The sequence below is a fragment of the Glutamicibacter sp. NPDC055354 genome (assembly GCF_053644955.1).
In genome coordinates this window covers 148574-169625 of the sequence record NZ_JBSHMB010000004.1, presented here as the reverse complement: position 1 = coordinate 169625, position 21052 = coordinate 148574, and the positions used below count along the sequence as shown (strand labels likewise).

The window sequence follows — 21052 nt, the reverse complement described above, 5'->3', positions numbered from 1 at the left end:
AGCACCATCCGGTTTCCGTAGGAGCCCTGCCATTATCTCCCCCGAAATCAGCAGCCGCGAATAAGGAATGCCCGGTGAGCAAAAGTTGTTACCTCAAGCATGAGCGAAAATACTGCTGTCCAGTCCCCGGAAGACAAGCGCATCCGCGTGGATATCTTCTCCGATATTGCCTGCCCTTGGTGCTTCATCGGCAAGCGCCGCTTTGAGCGGGGTGTCGAGGCGTTCGAATACTCCCAGAACGTGGATGTCTACTGGCACTCGTACCAGCTGGACCCGAGCCTGCCTGAGAACTATGACGGCAGCGAGGCCGAATACCTCTCCCAGATGAAGGGACTGGGCCAGGAACAGGTCGCCCAAATGCTTGACCATGTCACCGCCCAGGCTGCTGCCGAAGGATTGAACTACGACTTCGCCAACTTGAAGGTCGCTAATTCCTTCACTGCACTACGCGTACTGGAATACGCCAAGAAGCATGGTGCCGGAAACGAGATGAAGGAAGCGCTGCTTTCTGCCCACTTCGAGAAGGGCCTGAACACCGGAGACCTAGAAACGCTGCTCGAACTGGCCGGAACGCTGGGGCTGGATACCGGGGAACTGCGTGCGAAGCTCTCGTCCGGATCCTACGTTGAGGAAGTCAACGCAGATATCGTCCAGGCACGCGAGCTGGGCATCAGCGGTGTTCCTTTCTTCATCATTGATGGAAAGTACGGCATTTCCGGCGCCCAGCCAGCCGAGGTCTTCGCAAATGCGCTGGCCCAAGTGCATTCCGGAGATGTGCAGACCCCTTAGCCAGCTATTTGCTGCAGACCAGCTTGCCTTCAGAAGTATCGAGCTTGCGTTCTTTTTCCAGGCCGTCGAACTTCTCCCCCAGCGCCAGGTCCACCCGGCTGCCCCACTTCTTTTCGTCGTAGATGAAAACGATGCCGGGGATCTGGCGCTGCACGGTGAAAGCCTGGGCATAGCCATCAGGCCCGGCAATGACCGCGCCAGTGGTTTCGGAGAGCGACTTCCACCCGGAAGTCAGCGACGAAATCTTGAAGCCGCGCTTTTCCAGTGCCTCGGCAGTGTCACCCGCAAGACCCGAAATATCGGTAGTGTTCAGCACGCGTATTTCGACATCTGAGGGTTTTTGGTACTTGAAATCGATGGCCGGGCACTTGGGGTTTTCGATTTTCGTCTCGCTTGGCTTCGGGCTCGCAACGGCGGCAGGCTCGCCACCCAACTTCAGCGTTCCGTTGAAAACGAGTACGGCGCCGGCCAAAACCGCGATCACCAGCAGGGCCATCACGGAGAAAACAATGTTCTGGCGTTTGCGGGCACGCCGCTTAGCCTGGCCGTCCGAGCTGAAACTTAATTCTTGCTCGTCGACAATATGCGCACCGTGCCATTGCCCCGGGTCATCGCGATCACGCATCATTCCACCTTGCTCTGGTCAGCCTTCGGCAGCTGCTGGCCTGAAGGCGACGTCATCGTCATCCTCGTGGCGCTAGCTTATCTAACTAGCGTCCAGATCCAATATGCGTGCGTGTATTACCGAGCGATGATGAAGCGCCGAGCGCAGCGCGCGGTGCATCCCATCCTCCAGATACAACACGTCCCGATAGCGCACTACATGCGGGAACAAGTCGCCATAGAAGGTGGAATCCTCAGAGAGCAATGTTTCAAGATCCAAGGTGGCTTTGGTGGTGACCAAGTCAGCTAGTTTCACTTGCTGCGGGGGAAGTCCGCTCCAATCACGCGCCGAAGAATAGCCGTGGTCCGGGTATGGACGGCCTTCACCTACCGCTCGAAAAATCACTATTCAAGCATACGGACAAACTCTCCAGACCCACAGACCTGCAGATCAGGCGCTAGTTGGCAGGCCCCAGGAAGGCCACTTCCCGAGACGGCGCCGATTGAGCCGGGTGGCAGCCGGACTCGCCGCGCAGTTGCCGGGCGAATGCTACACGCGAATGCGAATAATCAGACACGCAATGCGAAAAAGCAAGCATTGTTACGCCAAGGGAAACTTGGAGGAACCGGGCGTAACTTTAGCTGGTAACAATCGCGTCATAAGGTGCACTCTGGGTTTATGAACAACGTAGTCACCGAGATCCCACTGCTCGATATTTCTACCGCACGCAATGCTGACGGCTCCTTCAACAAGGATTTCGTTGCCGCGATTCGCGACGCCGCACACCGCGTCGGCTTCTTCCAGATCGTCGGATACAGCGCATATGCCGGGCAGGACCAGGAACTGCTCGACACCATCGCAGAATTCTTCCAGAAGCCCGTTGAGCAGAAAATCAAGCTCGATAACCGCAATAGCGCCCAGTTCCGCGGCTACACCCGGATGGGCACCGAAATCACCCGCGGCCGCGCCGATGCCCGCGAACAGATCGACTACGGACCGGAACGCGAGACGTTGGCGGTCGTTCCCGAGGACAAGCCGTACTTGAACCTGCAGGGCCCGAACCAGTTCCCTGCCGATTTCCCCCAGCTCGAAGAGCGCGCCATGGCGTGGGCCGAGCTGATGAACAAAACCGGCCACGAGCTGCTTTCGGCCATCGCTGTGGGGCTGGGCTTGCCCGAAGGCCACTTCGACGAGCCATTCGCCAACACCCCGTCATGGATGGGCAAGTTGGTGCACTACGTTTCGGGCGACGTCGTACCAGAGTCGCGCAACCAGGGCGTTGGCCTGCACGCCGACTACGGCTTCGTCACCCTGCTGCTGCAGGACCAGGTTGGAGGGCTGCAGGTGCAACCCTACGGCCAGGAAGAGTGGATCGAGGTGCCGCCGACCCCGGGTGCATTGGTAGTGAACCTCGGGGAGATGCTCGAAGTCGCGACCAACGGCTACCTGATGGCCACCATCCACCGCGTCATTGCGCCACCAGCTGGCGTTGACCGCTACTCGGTGCCGTTCTTCTACTCCCCTCGACTGGATGCAGTGATCGACAAGGTCGAACTGCCAGCCGAGCTGGCTGCCGAAGCTCGCGGCGTCTCCGATGATCCGGAAAACCCAATGCTGGCTTCCTACGGCGCCAACGTGCTCAAGGGATGGCTGCGAGCCCACCCGCAGACCGCGGCCATCCACTACCCAGAGCTGGCCAAGGGGCGCAAAAGCGCCTAGGCCGTGAGCTTCTGCAGGGATCAGGAGCTGCACACGCAAAACCTGTTGGCGTCGAGCTGGTGAGAGATCACCGGCCCGGCGCCAATAGGCATTCAAAGCGCCTCGCTTATTCGACGCCGGAAAGCACGCAGAATTCGTTGCCTTCAGGATCAGCCATCACGATCCAGCTCTCGTCCTCCCGCTGGCCCACATCGGCGTAGCTGGCCCCCAAAGAGATCAGGCGATCAGCTTCTTCTTGCTGCTGGGCGTTTTGAGGACGCAGGTCCAGATGGAGGCGATTCTTGATGCTCTTGGTTTCGGGCACTTGCGCGAACGTCAATTTCAGCCCGCCCTGGCCTTGGGATTTGGACCCAATACTGACCAAGCCGGCTTCTTCTTCCAATACGTCATAATTCAGCGCTTCGCACCAGAACCTCGCCACCAGCATCGGGTTCGCGCAGTCGACGGCGATTTCGCTCAATACACTTGCCATAGTCTTACCTTGCCGAAAGATTGCTGAACAGTTGCCACGGATACTACCTGCCAGGTTCTGGCAATGCCGGTAAGCGCAAAAAAATAATGTCCCGGCTCATCGTTTTCACGATGAGCCGGGACATTACATTCGGCGGAGGATAGGGGATTTGAACCCCTGAGGGCGTTAACCCAACACGCGTTCCAGGCGTGCGCCATAGGCCGCTAGGCGAATCCTCCTCAGTTTGCTCCGTGGAGCAGGATCCAGCATATCTAAATTCTCGCTCAATCACGAATCGGACGTTTCCACGTTGCTTCCCAGCTCATTCTTGAGGCGTCAAACCCCTGAAATTCGGTCATTTTGCACCTTTTCACCATCCCGATCTTTTCTCCAAAGGCTGCCGTTTGAACGGATCAATACTGTAAACATGAGTAAAAGAGAGGTATTTCACAGCCAAGACGACCCTCGCCGACTGCCTATCAGCCCGCCCGGGACAAGGAGTATCCCCGGAATCGATGGTCTTTGGGCCGCGAACCTGGACAAAGACAATCTCTTTACCCAGATCGCCGCTACCGCCATAAACCTTTATGACCAGTCGCCGGTCACTGCATCCGCCCAGGGCCTGGAGCGGCTGAAGACCATTGCCCGGCTGCACAGCATGCTGGATGCTGCCGAGGCAGCGGTGTTGGCCGATAGCTACGAATATTCGGTCGCCGAGACGATCAGCCACGGAACCCAAGAGCCGCTGCTGGATGACCCCGGCACAACGGAAGAAACAGCTGAAACTCATTCTGCCTACTTCTACGGTGTCAATCGCTCCGACGAGTCGCTGATCCGTTCTTCCTTTGTTGCCGAGGCATCGGTGGCAATGCGCTCCTCGGAAAAGAAAGTCCAGGACAAGTTGTTCTTCGCCGAAGGACTGCGCCATCTTTGCGCAGACACTTTGGACGCCCTGAGCGTCGGTGAGATCACGACCAGATCCGCGCAGGAGATCGTCAAGCACTCTCAGGATCTGGCACCCGAGGACGTGGCACTAATGCAACGAACCTTGCTGCCGATAGCGCGGCAGGCCGCTGACTCCGCGATAGCCCTACGTGCCAGGAAAATGCGTGAGCGATTGCATCCAAAGCCCATTGAAGAACGCCACAAGAAAGGTGCGGAGGACCGCAAGATCACCTATTGGCACGAGGCCAATGGAATGAGCGTGATTCAGCTGCATCTGCCGGTGGAAAAGGCGTTGGGCATTATCAATACGGTCAATTGGCATGCCGTACGCAATGTTGATCCAGCTGATAATCGGACCGAACAGCAACGACGGCTGGACATTGTTTGCGATGCGTTGCTCGATGGTTGGCCCGCAACCGAAGGGACCCCGCTCAAAGCTCGTGTAGCTGTCACGATTCCTGCGCTGGAAATGCTGGCCAACCCTAAACGCGCACTAGCTGACCTTGAGGGCTACGGGCCGATCCCAGTAGGGACAGCGCTGCTAATCGCAAAAGACGCCCCGTCTTTCATCAAGGTGCTCACCGATCCTTGGTCAGGGGCAGCTATAGACGTGGGCCGCGAAAAGTACCGTCCGTCCAAGGCGCTGCGTGATCTGCTGCGAAATCGGGATATCGTCTGCCGCTTCCCCGGGTGCAATCGGCCCGCCGAAGCATCCGAGATTGACCACATCGATGCATGGGCAAAGGGCGGGCACACCACGCGCAGCAATACGCATTTATTGTGCAAGCGGCATCAGATGTTCAAGCACGTGCTGGGATGGCAAGCCACCTATCTTCCGGACGGTTCAGTGAACTGGCGCTCCCCCAACGGCATGATTTGTGTTGAGCTTCCCGGCAGCGTCACCAGCGTCCAGAACTTCGACTTCGAGAAGGAGCAGACGCCCATGTTGCCTACCGTCCAGCTCAATGACCGCGTTCGACGCGTACTTGGGTGGCTAGAACCGCCTGAAGAAGCGACCGGCTGAGGACGAACAGCATTTTTGGTCAAGATCTCTGAGCCATGATTTGCAAGCTGAGAGCAAGCGCACGCCTGCCGATTTTCATCCAAGCGCCAACCTCGGGTAGTATTTTTGGTGACCCCTCGTGTGGTGTCATCCTGTTGAACTCCCCCAGGACCGGAAGGTAGCAAGGGTAGATGGGCTCTGGCAGGTGCATGAGGGGTCTTTTACTTTCTTACGCAAGCCGAATGGAGTCCACGTGGGCGCTGGCCGTTTCGCCCCTAGCCCTTCGGGGCCACTCCACCTTGGCAATTTGCGCACGGCCATCCTCGCTTGGCTTTTCGCCCGCTCCTCGCAACGCAAATTCCTACTGCGCATTGAAGACTTGGATCGTGTTCGTTCCGGCGCCGAAGCCACCCAAATTGCTGAATTATCGTCCTTGGGCCTTGATTTCAACGGCGAAATCCTCCGACAGTCCGACCGCCTTCCGATTTATCTCCAGGCCGTTGAGCGGCTCAAGGCCCGCGGCTTGGTCTATGAATGCTTCTGCTCGCGCAAGGACATCGCCGAAGCCGGAAGTGCTCCGCATGCTGCGCCCGGCGCCTACCCGGGAACCTGCCGCGATCTGAGCGCCAGCGAACGCTCGGCTAAAGCACAGAACCGTCCAGCCGCCTTGCGACTGCGTTCAGAAGTGAACGAATTTTCTGTTCATGACGAACTATTCGGCGATTACACCGGTGCGGTAGATGATTTCGTCCTGATCCGCAACGATGGAGCTCCCGCCTACAACCTTGCGGTTGTCGTCGACGATGCGTTCTCAGGCATCGACCAGGTCGTGCGCGGAGATGATTTGCTCTCTTCTGCGCCGCGGCAGGCCTATCTGGCAACGCTACTGGGCTACACGGTCCCGGCCTACGCGCACGTACCGCTGGCACTGAACACCAAGGGCCAGCGCTTGGCTAAACGCGACGGTGCAGTAACACTCGAAGAGATCACCGAACAAGGTGTGCATCCAGCCAACGTTGTGGCGATTTTGCTAGAGTCATTGGGCTTGCCCAGCGCAAGTTTGCAGGCAGCCCTGGAAGCTTTCGATCCGGCGAATCTGCCACGTGAACCGTGGACCGTCGAACCATTGAATATTGTCCAACAGCTGATGCCTAAAGCATCAGGCAACTGATAGGGAACCGGTGTGAGTACAGCGCTATATCGCAGATATCGTCCCGATACGTTTGGCGACGTTATCGGCCAGGAGCACGTTACTGCGCCCTTGATGACGGCGCTGGAGAAGAACCGCGTCAACCACGCCTACCTATTCTCCGGTCCGCGCGGTTGCGGCAAGACGACTTCTGCCCGCATTTTGGCCCGTTGCTTGAACTGCGAGCAGGGCCCTACGCCCGTTCCTTGCGGCACCTGCCCAAGCTGCGTGGACCTTGCCAATGGTGGCCCGGGTTCGCTGGATGTCATCGAGATTGACGCAGCCAGCCATGGCGGCGTCGATGATGCCCGCGATCTGCGCGAGCGCGCAACCTTCGCGCCGACTCGCGACCGCTACAAGATCTTCATCATCGATGAGGCCCACATGGTCACGGCGGCAGGCTTCAATGCCTTGCTGAAGATCGTTGAAGAGCCACCGGCGCACATCAAATTCATCTTCGCGACTACCGAGCCGGAAAAGGTCATCGGAACCATCCGCTCGCGTACCCACCACTACCCATTCCGCCTGGTTCCGCCAGAGGCATTGCTGGCGTACCTGCAAGTGCTCTGCGAACGCGAAAGCGTCGCGGTAGCCGAAGGCGTACTGCCACTGGTGATCCGTGCTGGCGGCGGGTCGGTCCGCGACACCCTTTCGGTGCTGGATCAGCTGATCGCTGGTGCCCGCGATGGCAACCTGGATTACGAGACGGCCATTGCACTGCTGGGCTATACCCACTCGACACTGCTCGATGAGGTCACCTTGTCGCTGCACGAATCCGATGGCGCTGGTCTGTTCGGTGCGATTGACCGCATCATCCAGACCGGTCTGGATCCCCGGCGCTTTGTTGAAGATGTGCTGGAGCGCTTCCGCGATCTGATCATCGCCAAGGCCATGCCAGAAGGCCTTGAGAAGATCTTGCGCGGCGTACCAGAAGACCAGCTTGAATCCCTTCGCTTGCAAGCTGGCTTGGTCGGTGCAGGCGAACTATCGCGATGGGCCGATGTCACCAACAAGGCCCTGAGCGAGATGACCGGCGCAACTTCGCCTCGTCTGCACCTGGAATTGCTGGCCGCGCGCTTGATGCTGCCCGGTTCGCAGAATTCCGACAGCGCTTTTGCCGCTCGGCTGGATCGGTTGGAGCGCCATGCGATGACCGGTGGAGCGCTGCCTGCGCTTGATGAGAACGACGCTGCAAGTGCTGGTGCCTCAATGAACGCCACTCCTAACCCGGGCGCCGCGCGTCAGGGTGCTGCCGCAGTACGCGAAGCCCTGGCCGCCGCCAAATCCCGTCGTGACGGTGCACCCGAACCGGCTGAAGCACAGGGCGAACCAGTGGCTGGCGAACAGGCCCCACAGGTTCAGCCAAATCATGCCCAGCCTCAACCGCAGGCTCCCGAGGCTCCAGCGCAAATGCAGCAGCCCGCGCAGCACGCAGAACCAGTTCAAGCTCAGCGCACCGAGCAGCCTCAAGAGACTCCACAGCCAGTACCTGCCCCGCAGGAAACACATCCCCAGCAGTCCGCGCCATCACAGCCACAGCCACAGCCACAGCCACAGCCACAGCCACATGATGATGATCCAAATGCTCCGCTGGATCCAGGCGCGGCAGCGTCGCTGAACACTGGCGAAGCCGCTGACTGGGGCGCAACTTGGGGTCCAAAGGGCGAAAATTACTCGGTGACCACCGAGGTGCAGCCTGGTCCGAGTATTCCGGCAGCTCGTCCGGAAGGTGTGGCACCATTCAGCTTGGTCCCTGATCCTTCCAGCGGTGAAGACCTGTCATTCGGCACCGGGGTCTCCATTGATGACGTGAAGCAAAATCCTGCCATGGCCGAATTCGCACGTCGTGCGGCTGCCAACCGAACACCACAAGCACCGCAGTCGGCACAGCCGCAACAGGCACCAGAAGCTAGCCAGGCTGGCGTGGATGCCCAGCGCCATGCTGCCCACCAGGCGCAAGAACAAGCCCAACGCGAACAAGCTGAACGCGAAGCACAACAGCGCGCCGCACAAGAACAAACCCAACGCGAACAAGCTGAACGCGAAGCACAACAGCGCGCCGCACAAGAACAAGCCCAACGCGAACAAGCTGAACGCGAAGCACAACAGCGCGCCGCACAAGAACAAGCCCAACGCGCTCAAACACCGCAACAGCAACAGCAACAGCAACAGCAACAGCAACAACAGGGTGCTCAGCAACCTCAACATGGTGCCCCTAGCGGGATGCCGCAGAGCCAGCCAGCACCACAGGACACCGGCTCACCGGTGGCGATGTTCCAGCAAGCGTGGCCAACGATCTTGCAGCAGTTGCAGGGCAGCTCGCGCGTCCTGCATTCCATGGTTGCCACCTATGGCTCTGTGGCAGGCTTCGATGGCCGCACCCTCACCTTGGCGTTCAGCAATACTGGCCCAATCGTGAATCTGCGCAACCGGCCGGATCTGATGAACACGCTGACCGGGGTTCTGTCCCAGGTCACCGGTGCACCGATCGAAGTGGTCCTCACCGAAGGCGGCTCCAACCCCAACGGTGGTGGTTCCCCAAAAGGTGAGCGCCGGCCAATCCCGGCGCCAACCCCAGCACCAACTAAGTTCACCAAGGCTGTAAGTTCTGCTGGGGCGGCCGCGCGCGCTGCGGCACGGGCCCAAGCTGCCGCTCCGGCACCGCAGCAGCGTCCGGTATCCGCTGTGCCAAGCTCGGCACCAGTCGCGCCTGCACCCCGCGCCCATGACGGGTACGACAGCTCCTACGATGACGTCCCGCCTCCAGCGGATGAACCCTACTTCGACGAGCCACCGTTCCCAGATGACCCGTACTACGTGCCAGCTGGTTCTGTTCCGGAAGCGCAGCAGGTGCAGCCGCAGCAACAGGCTCCGGTCCCGGCCGTGGCTCCGCAGCCGACCCCGGCAGCGCCAGCGCCGGCGGCTAGTGCACCACGGAGTTTCGGTGGGCCTCCGGTGGCTCCCAAGCCCCGGATGACTGCTGGCATGACGGCGCGCCAGGCTGAGGGCGGTGTTCCGAACATTGCACGTCCGGTTTCTTCGACCCCGTTGCACCCGGAAAGCACCACCGATTCCTTCGGGAATCTAGCGGTTGGCGAATCCGAGCAGCAGGCTCCACAAGCTATGGCGCCATCAGCTCCATCGGTTCCGGAAGCCCCGGCGCCGCGGACTGCCCAAACGCAGCCGCAGGTCCGCCCCCAGCATCAGGAACAGCCTCGCCAGGAGCCGGCCGCACCGCTGCAAACCCCGGCAGCTCCGCAGCCGGCCCCTGAATCCGCTCCGGGATGGGGCGCTCCACAGGCTGAACCGGCACCGGATCCTGCGGACTCGGCACCGGCGGTCTCAGGCCGCATGAGCCGATACCAGCAGCTGATGGACCAGGCGAAGAACGCACCCAGTGCGCCGGCGCCTGCCCAGGCGGCGCGCGGCTGGGGCGGTCCTGCTTCGGCTCCCGCGCCTGCTCCGGTGCAAGAGCCCGAGGAATTTGTCCCGAGCGACGATGATATCGAGGTCGAGGATTCGGCACTGATCGGTGTTCCAGCCGTGGAACGCCTGCTCGGCGGCATGGTCATCGAGCAGCGCGACGTCAACGGGAATGTAGTGGAAATCAAACGAAGCTTGTAGCCGGCACCACGGCGAACTGTCGGAGTGAGACACTAGGGTGTACCACGGAACAATTTCACGGTATTGAAGCAAGCTAGAAAGTAGGCGCACGTGTACGAAGGTGCTGTACAGGAACTGATCGACGAGCTCGGTCGCTTGCCTGGCATCGGCCCGAAGTCGGCTCAGCGCATTGCTTTCCACATTCTAGACGCCGATGCCGAGGACATGACCCGGCTCGCCGCCTCGATCCAGCTGGTCAAGGAAAAGGTGAAGTTCTGCGAGATCTGCTTCAACATCTCGGAGCAGGAAACCTGCGCCATTTGCCGCGATGAACGCCGTGATGGCACCAAGATCTGCATCGTGGAGGAGTCCAAGGACGTCCTGGCCATTGAGCGCACCCGGGCGTTCTCCGGCAAGTACCACGTGCTCGGCGGTTCCATTAATCCGCTGGCAGGCATTGGCCCGGAACAGCTGCACATCCGCGAGCTGGTAACCCGCTTGGCCGATGACTCGATCACCGAACTGATCCTGGCCACCGACCCGAATCTCGAGGGCGAAGCCACCGCCGTGTACCTGGTGCGCGCGCTAGCCCCTTTGGGCATCCACATCACCCGGCTGGCTTCCGGCCTGCCGGTGGGCGGCGATCTGGAATACGCCGATGAAGTGACCCTGGCCCGCGCTTTCGAGGGACGTCGCGCTGCCGGCCGCACCGCGCCGGGTCCGGCCCGCGCCAAGTCCGAGAAGCAGGGATCCGAGGAGCAGGCGCCGCAAGATCAGTCCGGAGAACCTGCAGAAAAGCCGAAAGCCCAGCTATCCGAACCTCGCCTGCTGCACGTTGGCGGTGCGCCGGTTGCTTCCAGCAACGCTGGCGAAGGGCCTTCGCATCCGGTAGTTCCCGAGATGGATAACCGTCGCAGCCAGTAGTCCTGGTTGCCTTGGAACGCTCTGCACTCTTCCGGTTCGCCGGCTTGAGCGCAGGGCGTTTTTCTATGCCAGCACGGTGATGTGGGGTGAAACACGCTTAGTTGATAATAGTCAACTATCGCCGTATAGTTGATATCAATCAACCATTCAGGCCCTCTATGCCTGACCCTAAATTTTTGGAGCTTCCATGACCGCAACCGCACCGGTCGCCAAGCCCAAGATGACTCACCGCGAAATCCTCACTGCCCTCACGGGCATTTTGATGGGCATGTTCGTATCCATCTTGGCCAGCACCGTCGTTTCCAGCTCGCTGCCAGTGATCGTCTCCGATCTCAACGGCAGCCAGACCGCCTACACCTGGGTGGTCACCGCCACCTTGTTGGCGACCACCATCTCCACTCCGATCTGGGGCAAGCTCGCCGACCTGGGCAACCGCAAACTGCTGCTGCAGATCTCGCTCGGCATCTTCGTGCTGGCCTCGGCCGCCGCAGGTTTCTCGCAGGACACCAGCTTCCTGATCACCATGCGCGTCGTCCAGGGCCTGGCCGGTGGCGGCGTTGGCGCCTTGGCGCAGATCGTCATGGCCGATTTCCTCTCCCCCCGCGAACGCGGCAAATACATGGGCCTGTTCGGCGCTGTCATGGCCGTTGGCACCGTGGGCGGCCCGCTGATCGGCGGCTTCGTTACTGACACCATCAACTGGCGCTGGAACTTCTTCATCGCCCTGCCTTTCGCCATCGCTGCGGTCATCCTGATCCAGCGCACCTTGCACCTTCCGGCCATGGCCAAGCGCAAGGTCAAGATCGACTACTGGGGCATCGTCCTGCTTTCCTCCGGCGTCTCGCTGCTGCTGATCTGGATGTCGCTGGGCGGCTCGCAGTTCGAGTGGGCCTCGACGACCAGCTACCTGATGATTGCCGGTGCGGTAATCCTGCTGGCGCTGTTCATTCTGGTCGAAGCCAAGTCCTCCGAGCCGCTGCTGAGCCTGGGCCTGTTCAAGAACCGCACCTTCACCTTCGCGGTCATCGCATCGCTGGCCGTTGGCGTTTCGATGTTCGGCACCTCGGTGTTCCTCAGCCAGTACATGATCATGGCCCGTGGCGCATCAGCCACCATGGCCGGCCTGATGACCTTCCCGCTGATGGGCGGCCTGCTGGTCATCTCCACCATCGGCGGTGCGATAATCTCGCGCACCGGCAAGTGGAAGGCACTGGTAGTCACCGGTTCGGTGCTGATCGTCGTTGGGCTGTTCCTGCTGGGAACCATCCACTACGACACCAACTACGCGTTGGTCGCCGCCTACATGTTCATCCTCGGCGCCGGCATGGGCCTTGTCATGCAGAACATGGTGCTGGTGGTGCAGAACTCGGTCCACGTCAAGGAACTAGGTGTAGCCTCCTCGGCCGTGAACTTCTTCCGCACCTTGGGCGGCACTGCAGGTACCGCAGGCCTGGGCGCCATACTGGCGACCACTGTGCCGAACATGATCGCCGACCGGCAATCCGATTTGGCCGCAGCCCTGGCTTCCCTGGGCGACCAAGCCAAGGAGCTGACCGCAGCATTGGGATCGGGCACCCTGCCTTCAGTTGCAGCGATGCCTGAACCGGTCCGCGTGATCTTCGAGTCCATCTACGGCGACGCAGTGCCTTCGCTGTTCACCATTGCCGCTCCGCTGTCGCTGCTCATCGTCGTGGCTGTCTGCCTGATCCCCAACCAGTCGCTGAAGACCCAGACTGCAAGTGAACGCATGCAGGAGCTGGCTGCTGAGGACCAGGACGCAGCCAAGGCAGAAACGCCAGCTGGCAACTAGGAGATCCGGTGCAGGTTTCAAGCAAAGCCGAAGACGTTCCCGCCACTCAACGCCCCGATCTCTATGCGTCAGCCGAACAGGAATTATTTTCACTGATCGCGCTGACGACGCGTGCCAAGCGGGAACTGGCCACTCGGCTCGACAGCCGACTCACCCCGGGATACCTGCCCGTGCTCGGGATGATTCTGCGCAGCCAACGCATCACCCAGTCTGAAATCTGCGAACACTTGCTGGTCGATAAAGCTGCGCTATCGCGCATGATCACCAAGCTGGAACAGCTGGCGCTGGTCAAGCGTGAAGTCGACCCGGAAGACCGGAGGGTGTTCCACATCCTGCCTACCGAGCTTGCGGTTGAAAGGTGGCATGAATGCTTCCAAGGGTGGCGTACAGAGCTCCGCTCGCGCATGACCAATTGGGACAATGAGGATCTGTCGGCACTCATCGACCTCCTGAGCCGATTGAATTTGGAAATCAAGTCCCTCTAAAGCAGTCCAATCCCTGGCCGGTCTTCTCGGAATTACCGAGAATACCGGCCAGGGGCTTTTAAAGCCCACTACATGCACCGGCAGTTCACGGCTTCGCACAGCGCCCTCGCTCACGGCCCATTCCCCGGCGCCAGACAGCGGCGCCGCGGCCACCTTGTTGTTGGAGCTTGCCAGGTTTCGGCACATGAGCACTTCACTGGGCAGGTCAGGGAAAATCGAAATCCGCACTGGTTCAAGAGTGGAAGGAATGGGCAGGCATCATGGATGCCGCGGGCCTGCGCGACATGACGCAGAACGAATGGATTCAGAGGCTGCTTCCGCTGATGCAGGACCCGCAGAAAAGCGGCAGGCTCCTGCGGGCCCGGCGCATCGCTTCGGAGTACCGACAGCTCCAAGTCCGCCCTAGACTGTCCTCATGGCAACAAAAAGCAGCAACCTCCCGGCCATCGCCAAGGCCACCGGCATTGAATGGGATCAGTGGTGCGCCAAACTGCGCGCTGGCGGAGCCGATCAACTTACGCACAAGCAGATAGCCGAACTGGCTTTCACCCACATGCCCCCAACCGTCGATACTCCGGGCTGGTGGGCTCAATCCGTGGCTGTAGCCTATGAGCAGCACATTGGCCGACGCCTGCCCGGCCAATCCCAAGACGGCACCTTCCAAGGTTCGGTGAGCAGCACCATCGATGCTGATTTGGATACCGCGCTGGAACGCTGGATCGCCTGCGTCCAGGGGCGCCAGGAGTTCAACGGCCACCAGCTTTCCGAACCTGCACGCACCAGCGGCTCAGAGCGATGGCGCTATTGGCGAGCTGATTTCAGCGACGGCACCAAGACACAGGTAGACATTGGCCTCAAAGGTGGAAAATCCTCGGTTGCCATAAACATTACTAAGGCTGGAACACCTGAACAGGTGTCTGGATGGAAGAGCTTTTGGCGACAAATTTTGGCTGAATTCAAGGGGTAGCCAGTGTTTTTCAACAACCTGCATTGAGGTTCCTAGGCAATATGACCAATGGTTACCTTCACAACTAGGACATGTCGCCCCGTAGCTGTCACAATATTTATCTGGTAGATGTCTCGCGCCACAGTTCCATCAAAAAGCACCGGCGGCGAGGCACAGCTTTCAACAGGTGGAGTGAGTGCCCATGGGCCTAATTGTTCAAAAGTTTGGCGGTTCTTCCGTTTCAGATGCCGAAGGCATCAAGCGTGTAGCGCGCCGAATTATTGATACTAAGTCCAAGGGCCATGACGTCGTTGTCGTTGTTTCCGCAATGGGCGACACCACCGATGACTTGCTAGACCTGGCAGGCCAGCTTACCGATGATGCACCAGCCCGCGAGATGGACATGTTGCTCTCCGCTGGCGAACGCATCTCGATGTCGCTGCTGGCGATGGCGATCAACCAGCTCGGCGAGCAGGCCGCTTCATTCACCGGCTCGCAGGCAGGATTGATCACCGACTCGACCCACGGCAAAGCCCGCATCATGGAGGTCTCCCCACAGCGCGTACGCCGTGCTATCGACCGCGGATTCATCGCCATCGTCGCTGGGTTCCAGGGCATGAGCAAGGAATCCAAGAACATCACCACCATGGGCCGTGGCGGCTCGGATACCACCGCCGTCGCGCTGGCCGCAGCTCTGGGCGCCGATGTCTGCGAAATCTACACCGACGTGGACGGCATCTACACCGCCGACCCGCGCGTGGTCGCCTCGGCCAAGAAGATCGAGAAGATCACCAGTGAAGAAATGCTGGAAATGGCCGCCAGCGGCTCGAAGATCTTGCACCTGCGTTGCGTGGAATACGCCCGCCGTTTCGGCGTGCCGCTGCACGTGCGCTCTTCATTCAGCACCAACGAGGGCACCTGGGTGCTCCCGGATCCCGAAGACAAAATCAAAATTCAAGAGGGAGAACCCTTGGAACAGCCAATCATCTCAGGTGTCGCCCACGACCACTCCGAAGCCAAGGTCACCATCATTGGCGTACCGGATATCCCCGGTAAAGCAGCACAGATTTTCGGCGTTATCGCCGCTGCGCAGGCCAATATCGACATGATTGTGCAGAACATCTCGACGCGCGGTTCGGGTGCCACCGATATCTCCTTCACCCTGCCGATGACCGAGACCAAGCATGTGCTTGAAGCACTGAACACCGCGAAGCCGGAGATCGGTTTCGAGGAAATCGAGCACAATGACGAGGTTGGCAAGCTCTCGTTGATCGGTGCCGGAATGCGCTCGAATCCAGGAGTCTCCTTCACCTTCTTCGAGGCCTTGCACCGCGCGGGCGTGAACGTGGACATGATCTCCACTTCAGAGATCCGCATCTCCGTGGTCACCGACGCCGACAAGCTCAACGATGCAGTACGCGCTATCCACACCGCGTTCGATCTGGATACCGATGTGGAAGCCACCGTCTACGGCGGCACCGGCCGCTAAGCGCCGCCAAGCTGATAGGGAGAACGCCTGCGAAACAATTACTGTTTCGCAGGCGTTCTCCCTATTAACTGCTATTTATTCGGTTCCAGTGTCTTGGTATAGACGATTTCGCCCAAGCCATTGCGCAGCGTGACGGTGAACAGGTCCTGCTCATCGAGGTCGACGTGGCCGAAGAACTGGCCCTTGCCATCGCGCGGCGACTGGTTGGTGGTGCCAGCCAGCGAGAAGTCCACGCGTGGACCGAAAGTGCCATCCATTTGGTTCGGCCCGAAAGAACCGGCATTGACTGGACCGGCCACGAATTCCCAGAACTCATTGAACTCGCTGAAGGCTGCACGCTCTGGAGAGTAGTGGTGCGCCGCGCAATAGTGCACATCCGCGGTCAGGAAGACGACATTCTTGATGCCGCGGTCCTTGATGGCCTTGAGCAGGCGGGCAAGTTCCAGCTCGCGGCCTAGTGGTGCGCCGTGGTCTGCGTTGGAAATTGATTCCTGCGCCTTGCCGTCCGGAACAATGATGCCCAGCGGCAGGTCGTTGAGAATGACTTTCCAAGTTGCCTTGGACTTGGCCAAGGAATCGACTAGCCAATTCAGCTGCTCTTCGCCGAGAATTGAAGTGGACTTCTGTTCCATTCCGGTGGTGTTCTCGGACTTGTAGCTGCGCATGTCCAATGCGAACAGGTCCATTGCTGGACCACGCGAGATTTTGCGGTAGATGCGTGCCGCCTCGAATCCGGTGCCTGCGCGCATGGCGCGCGGGTCGGCGATCGGCTGGTATTCCTGCCAGGCCTGGCGGCCACGGGCGGCAAGGGTGTTGATATCGCGCACCGTGTAGCGCTCATCTTCGAGGACCTCACCCGGCCACCAGTTGTTATGGGTCTCGTGATCATCCCACTGGGCAATCACCGGAACCTCTGAATACATGGCACGCACATTGTGGTCCATCAGGTTGTAGCGGTGCCGCCCACGGTACTCGGCCAGGGTCTCGGCCACCTTGGAGACTTCCTCGGTGACCAAGTTGCGCCAGATCTGGCCGTCCGGTTCCACAACTTCTGCGGCAATCGGACCGTCGGCGTAGATGGTGTCGCCGCTGTGCACGAAGAAGTCCGGCTTGGTTGCATGCATGGCCGCGTAGGCGCGCATGCCACCGATTTCTTCGTTGATGCCCCAGCCCTGGCCAGCGGTGTCGCCGGACCACACAAAACTCTGGGCACGGGAGGCGTCGTGGTTGCGGCGACCGGTCAACGCCGGTGCGGTGCTGAACCAGCCGTTCTGAGTCTCGCCAAGGGTGCCGTTATCGTCCTCGAAACCGATGCTGACTGCGAAACGGGTACCGGCAGGCAGATGCTCGGCATTGATCTTTGCAGTGTAGTCAGTGGCCTCGCGGGCGTAGGCACCGCGCAAAGTCTTGGCGAAGGATCCACGGCCGCGGATGATTTCCCCTGCTTCGTCCACCGCACGCAGCTGCGCGCGCAAGCGGCCTTCCCCGGAGCTGCGAGCCCAGAGTACGGCATTGCTGGCAGAGACATCCCCCATGGAAAATCCGCTGGTCAATCCCAGGCGGGAACGCACGAGTCGGGGACTGCTGGAAGCCAGCGCTGCTCCAGTGGGCCCAACCAAGGTCAATGCACCTGCGCCAATGGCGCCGGTGAGCAATTTGCGTCGCGAAATATTATTCATGGGATTCAGTGTTCACGACTTGATCAGCCATTTCCTTGAGCCCAGATGAACACCAAGAGAAATCATTCGTGTCCAGTCCACGCCACGAATCCAGAGATCCTGAACTCCAAAGCACGCCCATTACTGGCAGACTGGAAAAATGAGTTCACCTCAAGTCATTTCTGGCCCGCCGTCCGCTGGCCACCCAATTCCTCCGGCTGCGCGCACTGCAGCCGGCCAGGCGGAAATCGAGGGTATCTGGCAGAACGCATTAGGCGGGATAACATACCGGATTGGACAGGGCGAGCAGATGCGCTTCGCCAAGTGGTCGCCGGGATGCCCTCCCGCAGAGGACGGCGATCTCCTGGCTGAAGCCCTGCGCATGCGGTGGGCGGGAGAATTCATCAGAGTCCCCGAAGTGCTCAGCTGCGGACAGCATGCTGACGGCCAGCTGCTCGTCACGGCAGCATTGCCCGGGCACAGTGCAGTCAGCGAGCTTGGCAAAAGCGATCCGGCGCGATCCGCGTATGCAGTGGGCGCCGGTCTGCGCCACCTGCACGATCGGCTGCCGGTCGACCAGTGCCCCTTCAGCTGGGATCTGGAATCCCGCATCCAGCACCTGCCTGCCCAGGAGCAAGCTGCTTTGCTGGCTGAAATCCCGGAGCTTGATCTTGTGGTCTGCCATGGCGATGCTTGCCTGCCCAACACGATCATCACCGATAGCCATGATTTCAGCGCGCATGTGGATATGGGGAAATTGGGTGTCGGAGACCGCTGGGCGGATCTCGCCGTTGCCGCATGGAGCACCGAGTGGAATTACGGGCCTGGTTTCGAACAGCATGTCTACGCCGGGTACGGAATCGAACCCGATGAGCGGAAGGTGTCGTTCTACCGAAAGGTCTGGGACGCAACCTAGGAGGCCGAGCCGCTAGCGTGCCACGTAACGGTGCTCGGGACGGCCACGAGTTCCGTATCCAAGCTGCAGCTCCAGGGATTCATTGGCCACCAGCGCCGCCAAATACCGTTGCGCTGTCGCACGGGCAACCCCAATTGCCTCCGCGACCTCGGCGACGCTCATGGGTTCGGTAGCATCCTTGACGCAGGAAAGAACTGCCTGCTCGGTGGGGGCGGCACCCACCGATGCGTTGGTTTCTTCGCCCCCTTGAAGCGCCCGGTACAACCGGTCCACGCCCTGCTGGTTGAACTCCGCGGTCCCGGTCAATTGGCGACGATAGCGAGCCCAGCCTTTGAGCTTGGCGGCCAGGGTCTTGGCCTCAAAGGGCTTGATGATGAACGCCAGTGCGCCCGAGCGCAGCGCTTTGTCAATATTCTTCGGTTCAATCGCCGCGGAAATCATGATCGCATCAACATCGAGTTCTCTCAACAGCTCGATTCCACTGACATGCGGCAGGTAGAGATCCAGCAATACCAAATCAGGTTTCAGGCTCTGCACCATTTTGGGCACAACACGCGGATCCTGCACAGGCTCCAGGGCCTGGAACCCGGGGATGGCGTTGACCATCTCAGCGTGCAGCTCTCCTACCCGGAAATCGTCATCGACAATTAGCACCCGGTAGTTGCCGCTGGAATTCTCGCTCAATGTTGCGCTCCTTCAATCTCGTCGTTTTCCGTATTGGCTGGCTCCACCAGTACCGCCGGCAATCTTGCTGCGATAACTGCCCCGGAACCATCCGTCCCGCGGTCCGCTATCCAGACGTCCCCGCTGCGGGCTTGGGCGAGCCGTCTGATCAGCGGCAATCCGACGCCATGGCCATGATCGCCACCCAGATGTGACCCGGTGCTGACGTCCCGGGCGAAGATATCCTCGTCGGTGGTAATGCCGGGTCCAGAATCGGCCACGGCGATGTGCAAGGTGTTCCCTTCGGAGAGCAAGTCGATTTCCACCCAGGGTTCTGCATCTGTGCAAAGAGCTGCCGTGAAGGCGTTATCCAGCAGATTCCCCAGGACTGCGGTGGCGTCTTGGGCATCGTGGGCCGAGGCGATGTGTCCGAAAAGCATGGATTGGGCAGACACTCTCAGTTCTATGCCTTGTTCGTGGGCGCGCACCGCCTTCGCCGAAATAAACGCCGAGAGGTAAGCGTCCTGGATGGCCTCCAGCCCGGGAACCCGAGCGATCTTCGGCCCGGATTCCATCACCTCACGCAGGTAGTCTTCTGCCTGTTCGATCTTGCCCAAGTTGATCAGCCCGAGGACTGCGTGCATTCGGTTGGCGAATTCATGGCGCTGGGCGCGCAGCGCATCGGCCATGTCCTGGACTGCATCGAGTTTGGTTCCCAACGCTTCAAGGGTGGTGACATCATGGAGCAGCACGACCAGTCCGAGGTCCACTCCGTCACGGTCGACCTTGGTCACGCGGGCTATGAGCGAGTTGCCATTGGCCGCAAAGCGCACCGGTGCCGGGTCGCATTCCTTGATCGCCCTGACCAGCCGGTGATCCAAACCAGCGGATTCAAAGTGGCGGCCGACCACGTCCTCCAATTCGGTGCGGTGCGGCAGTCCCAGCAATTGCCTGGCGGCCCTGTTGCGCACGGTAATCCGGCTATCGGCGCCAATGCCCATGACACCTTCGGTAACACCGTAGAGCACGGCCTGCTGGTCCCTGACAAGCTGGGCAATTTCGGCCGGTTCCAGCCCAAGGGTCTGGCGCTTCAAACGGCGTACGGTGACTCGTCCGGCAAGCACTGCCAAGGCTGCGCAAATCGCCGCAAACAATACAATCCAGGCGAAGGACCCAAGCAGTGCCCCGGTCAAGGAGTCAGTGGTCACGCCCACGGAAACCTCTCCGATGACCGCACCCGCGGTACTGTAGACCGGGACCTTGGCGCGCACCGATTCACCAAGGGTTCCGTGTTCCCGGGAGACCGCTTCAATGCCTTCCAGCGCCACCGGGTCAGTAGAAACCATTTGGCCCAGTTCCTCGGGGTTCGGATGGCTCAAGCGCAGTCCGCGGTCCTCGGTAATCACCACGAAATACGCTTGCTCTTGCCCAATGACAGCGTTTGCCAGTTGCTGCAGTTTTCCATCGGCGAGCGCCTTGGCATCCAGCTCGTCCAGCTTTGCATAGTGCGAGACCTGCTCAACTACTTCCGGCAAGACGGCCACCGAACGAGCTATGGTCAGCGAGGTATCCTCGGCTTTCGAATAGACGCGGTCATAGCTGGCGAAAAGCGTTCCGGCGGTAACGAGAACAATCAGAACACCTACGACCAGGAATTGAAGTCGCATGATGCGTGATGCGAAATGCCGGGTGCCGGCGCCAGAACGGAACATGCCACCCAGCATAAACCCATCTTTCCACTCTCGTGATTTTAATGAGCAAAAAGTTGGCAAAGAACTTAAGCCTTCAACAATAAGCACAAGACGCGCAAAGTGAGCACCGACACGTACCTTGAATGGGTGCCCCTCCTAGCTTGTGG

General features: G+C 60.0%; 16 protein-coding genes, 1 tRNA gene, 1 other RNA gene and 1 pseudogene. 12 read left to right on the top strand and 7 right to left on the bottom strand.

Annotation, left to right across the window (positions count from 1 at the left end; genetic code table 11):
- Positions 1-99: 99 nt before the first annotated feature.
- Positions 100-789, top strand: coding sequence for a DsbA family oxidoreductase (locus tag ACWICV_RS15850; protein ID WP_332594871.1), 690 nt, complete (start codon positions 100-102; stop codon positions 787-789).
- Between the two features lie 4 nt (positions 790-793).
- Here ACWICV_RS15850 and ACWICV_RS15845 read toward each other — a convergent pair whose 3' ends face one another.
- Positions 794-1417: a LytR C-terminal domain-containing protein gene (locus ACWICV_RS15845; RefSeq protein ID WP_105662411.1), complete on the bottom strand. Its 624-nt coding sequence runs from the start codon at positions 1415-1417 to the stop codon at positions 794-796.
- A gap of 78 nt (positions 1418-1495) precedes the next feature.
- Positions 1496-1798 carry a type II toxin-antitoxin system VapB family antitoxin gene (locus tag ACWICV_RS15840; RefSeq protein ID WP_388024543.1) on the bottom strand — a complete coding sequence of 101 codons (303 nt, stop codon included), beginning with the start codon at positions 1796-1798 and terminating at the stop codon, positions 1496-1498.
- Positions 1799-2071: 273 nt separating this feature from the next.
- Between ACWICV_RS15840 and ACWICV_RS15835 the strand changes: the two genes are divergently transcribed.
- Positions 2072-3112, top strand: a complete 1041-nt coding sequence (locus ACWICV_RS15835; RefSeq protein WP_454091316.1) for an isopenicillin N synthase family dioxygenase — start codon at positions 2072-2074, stop codon at positions 3110-3112.
- A 106-nt stretch (positions 3113-3218) separates the two neighbouring features.
- Here the strand turns inward: ACWICV_RS15835 and ACWICV_RS15830 are convergent, their stop codons facing one another.
- Complete coding sequence (locus ACWICV_RS15830; protein ID WP_332498610.1) at positions 3219-3584, bottom strand: VOC family protein; 366 nt, start codon at positions 3582-3584, stop codon at positions 3219-3221.
- 133 nt (positions 3585-3717) lie between these two features.
- Positions 3718-3802 (bottom strand) — tRNA-Ser (locus ACWICV_RS15825).
- Between the two features lie 89 nt (positions 3803-3891).
- On the opposite strand from ACWICV_RS15825, the gene ACWICV_RS15820 reads away from it, so the two are divergent.
- The 9 genes and pseudogenes from ACWICV_RS15820 to ACWICV_RS15780 all read left to right on the top strand — a co-directional run bounded on the left by ACWICV_RS15820 (position 3892) and on the right by ACWICV_RS15780 (position 15957).
- Entirely contained in the window at positions 3892-5532 is a 1641-nt protein-coding gene (locus tag ACWICV_RS15820) for a DUF222 domain-containing protein (protein WP_454091315.1), read from the top strand.
- Positions 5533-5639: 107 nt separating this feature from the next.
- An RNA gene (gene ffs / locus ACWICV_RS15815) (signal recognition particle sRNA small type) lies at positions 5640-5736 on the top strand.
- Positions 5737-5764: 28 nt separating this feature from the next.
- Positions 5765-6682 carry a tRNA glutamyl-Q(34) synthetase GluQRS gene (gene gluQRS / locus ACWICV_RS15810; RefSeq protein WP_454091314.1) on the top strand — a complete coding sequence of 306 codons (918 nt, stop codon included), beginning with the start codon at positions 5765-5767 and terminating at the stop codon, positions 6680-6682.
- 12 nt (positions 6683-6694) lie between these two features.
- Positions 6695-10324 (top strand): DNA polymerase III subunit gamma and tau, encoded by a 3630-nt coding sequence (locus ACWICV_RS15805; protein ID WP_454091313.1) that lies wholly within the window; start codon positions 6695-6697, stop codon positions 10322-10324.
- 90 nt (positions 10325-10414) lie between these two features.
- Positions 10415-11005 (top strand): annotated as a pseudogene (gene recR, locus ACWICV_RS15800) (recombination mediator RecR); the annotation flags it as partial.
- Between the two features lie 409 nt (positions 11006-11414).
- Positions 11415-13037 carry an MFS transporter gene (locus ACWICV_RS15795; RefSeq protein ID WP_454091312.1) on the top strand — a complete coding sequence of 541 codons (1623 nt, stop codon included), beginning with the start codon at positions 11415-11417 and terminating at the stop codon, positions 13035-13037.
- An 8-nt stretch (positions 13038-13045) separates the two neighbouring features.
- The gene (locus tag ACWICV_RS15790; protein WP_400291186.1) at positions 13046-13522 is read left to right on the top strand and encodes a MarR family winged helix-turn-helix transcriptional regulator; all 477 of its coding nucleotides are present in this window, start codon (positions 13046-13048) and stop codon (positions 13520-13522) included.
- A 415-nt stretch (positions 13523-13937) separates the two neighbouring features.
- Positions 13938-14489, top strand: coding sequence for a hypothetical protein (locus ACWICV_RS15785; protein ID WP_402473685.1), 552 nt, complete (start codon positions 13938-13940; stop codon positions 14487-14489).
- Positions 14490-14670: 181 nt separating this feature from the next.
- Positions 14671-15957 (top strand): aspartate kinase, encoded by a 1287-nt coding sequence (locus ACWICV_RS15780; RefSeq protein WP_105657993.1) that lies wholly within the window; start codon positions 14671-14673, stop codon positions 15955-15957.
- A gap of 71 nt (positions 15958-16028) precedes the next feature.
- On the opposite strand, the gene ACWICV_RS15775 is transcribed toward ACWICV_RS15780, so the two are convergent.
- The gene (locus ACWICV_RS15775) at positions 16029-17636 is read right to left on the bottom strand and encodes an alkaline phosphatase D family protein (protein WP_454091311.1); all 1608 of its coding nucleotides are present in this window, start codon (positions 17634-17636) and stop codon (positions 16029-16031) included.
- A 139-nt stretch (positions 17637-17775) separates the two neighbouring features.
- Here ACWICV_RS15775 and ACWICV_RS15770 point away from each other — a divergent pair, with 139 nt between their 5' ends.
- Positions 17776-18531 (top strand): phosphotransferase, encoded by a 756-nt coding sequence (locus ACWICV_RS15770; RefSeq protein ID WP_402473686.1) that lies wholly within the window; start codon positions 17776-17778, stop codon positions 18529-18531.
- 12 nt (positions 18532-18543) lie between these two features.
- Here ACWICV_RS15770 and ACWICV_RS15765 read toward each other — a convergent pair whose 3' ends face one another.
- Entirely contained in the window at positions 18544-19215 is a 672-nt protein-coding gene (locus ACWICV_RS15765; protein WP_105657990.1) for a response regulator, read from the bottom strand.
- Positions 19212-20906 (bottom strand): sensor histidine kinase, encoded by a 1695-nt coding sequence (locus ACWICV_RS15760; protein WP_400291178.1) that lies wholly within the window; start codon positions 20904-20906, stop codon positions 19212-19214. The genes ACWICV_RS15765 and ACWICV_RS15760 overlap by 4 nt, the downstream gene beginning before the upstream one ends.
- Positions 20907-21052: the final 146 nt, after the last annotated feature.

Coding starts and splice junctions, on each gene's coding strand:
- ACWICV_RS15835 (WP_454091316.1), top strand. CDS start 2,072: ATGAACAACGTAGTCACCGAGATCCCACTGCTCGATATTTCTACCGCA.
- ACWICV_RS15770 (WP_402473686.1), top strand. CDS start 17,776: ATGAGTTCACCTCAAGTCATTTCTGGCCCGCCGTCCGCTGGCCACCCA.
- ACWICV_RS15780 (WP_105657993.1), top strand. CDS start 14,671: ATGGGCCTAATTGTTCAAAAGTTTGGCGGTTCTTCCGTTTCAGATGCC.
- ACWICV_RS15775 (WP_454091311.1), bottom strand. CDS start 17,636: ATGAATAATATTTCGCGACGCAAATTGCTCACCGGCGCCATTGGCGCA.
- ACWICV_RS15830 (WP_332498610.1), bottom strand. CDS start 3,584: ATGGCAAGTGTATTGAGCGAAATCGCCGTCGACTGCGCGAACCCGATG.
- ACWICV_RS15850 (WP_332594871.1), top strand. CDS start 100: ATGAGCGAAAATACTGCTGTCCAGTCCCCGGAAGACAAGCGCATCCGC.
- ACWICV_RS15785 (WP_402473685.1), top strand. CDS start 13,938: ATGGCAACAAAAAGCAGCAACCTCCCGGCCATCGCCAAGGCCACCGGC.
- ACWICV_RS15760 (WP_400291178.1), bottom strand. CDS start 20,906: ATGTTCCGTTCTGGCGCCGGCACCCGGCATTTCGCATCACGCATCATG.
- ACWICV_RS15795 (WP_454091312.1), top strand. CDS start 11,415: ATGACCGCAACCGCACCGGTCGCCAAGCCCAAGATGACTCACCGCGAA.
- ACWICV_RS15845 (WP_105662411.1), bottom strand. CDS start 1,417: ATGATGCGTGATCGCGATGACCCGGGGCAATGGCACGGTGCGCATATT.